The organism is Bacillus sp. P4_D3 (assembly GCF_056401855.1).
In genome coordinates this window covers 1-1,153 of the sequence record NZ_JBFUIN010000879.1, presented here as the reverse complement: position 1 = coordinate 1,153, position 1,153 = coordinate 1, and the positions used below count along the sequence as shown (strand labels likewise).

Below are 1,153 nucleotides of genomic sequence, written 5' to 3'. Positions count from 1 at the left end.
AATATCACCCGTACCCTTAACCCCACCACTCTCCAAATTCGTAATCCTACTCTGAATACTCGCCTTCGAGGCATCGTGGGCTTCTTTTGCTTTTCCGCTGAAGTTCGTTCCGGATCTAATGACACTTCCATCTGGCGATATTTCTACACCTTTAACGAATGGGGATACGGTGTCCATACCTTTTGTTATTAGACCTTTTATGAAGTAGTCCGCATCATTAATCTTATCTACGGTTTTCCAGCCTTGTATTTTTAAGTTTTTTAATAGATTATTTTCTTTAAGCGATTGTAACACATTATTTCTACGCTAAAACACAAAAAAGCACTCGTTGCCTTTAGTCGACAATCAAGTGCTTTAAGTTCATCTGTTTTTAAGTAGCTTTAATCTATAAGTTTTATAATAATAGTATGACACCTTATATATATCGTGACAAATATTACTTTAAAACTAACGAGCTTGTACGAGTTCGTTAGTTTTATGTCTCTTCCATGCGTTTATATTCATCTTCTGGTAAAATGTCATCTCGCCTAAGCTCGCACCTCATTTTCTGTTCTATCATTGTACGTAATACTCTATGATGGTACAACCATCATGAGTCTCTACTTTTAAACCACTTATTGTTTTTCTTTCCACTGCAAATATACTTTATTTTTTATCTGGTGAATATACAATTATTCTCCCTTCTGGATATTCACCTTCCCATCCACATGGCCATCCCCCAAGCTTATAAACCTCAAAGATTCTTTCATAAAAATTATCMACTTTTCCATTTACTAAACGATTTAGTGCACACATCTCAAGATCTCTTTCTACTTCTTCAAGAATATTTATATGATCAATAGAAATAAACTCCTGATAATAATTATAGTTATCAGCAAAAACTTCATATAACATATCTTTTTTTGATTCCATATTAGGGTTATAAGTTCCTTCTAATAATTTTGCACTTTCATCCGATTTCATATCATCCCAAACGATTTGGGTAACATCCAAATCTTGAGACCAAGCCAATTCCTGTGCTTTATCAAAATCATGAATCATTTCAATGTCATGTAATAATTGATGTAACTTTATATCATCCCTATCAAATAAGCTTCTTTTTTGTATATACTCGATAACTTCCTCAACTAACTTAGTATTTTCACCATACTTC

At 33.2% G+C, this 1,153-nt stretch carries 1 protein-coding gene and 1 pseudogene; both read right to left on the bottom strand.

Annotation, left to right across the window (positions count from 1 at the left end; translation table 11 throughout):
* A pseudogene (locus tag AC1DTM_RS27610) lies at positions 1–297 on the bottom strand (hypothetical protein); the annotation flags it as partial.
* Positions 298–645: 348 nt separating this feature from the next.
* Positions 646–1,116 carry a cytoplasmic protein gene (locus AC1DTM_RS27605; protein ID WP_477001387.1) on the bottom strand — a complete coding sequence of 157 codons (471 nt, stop codon included), beginning with the start codon at positions 1,114–1,116 and terminating at the stop codon, positions 646–648.
* Positions 1,117–1,153: the final 37 nt, after the last annotated feature.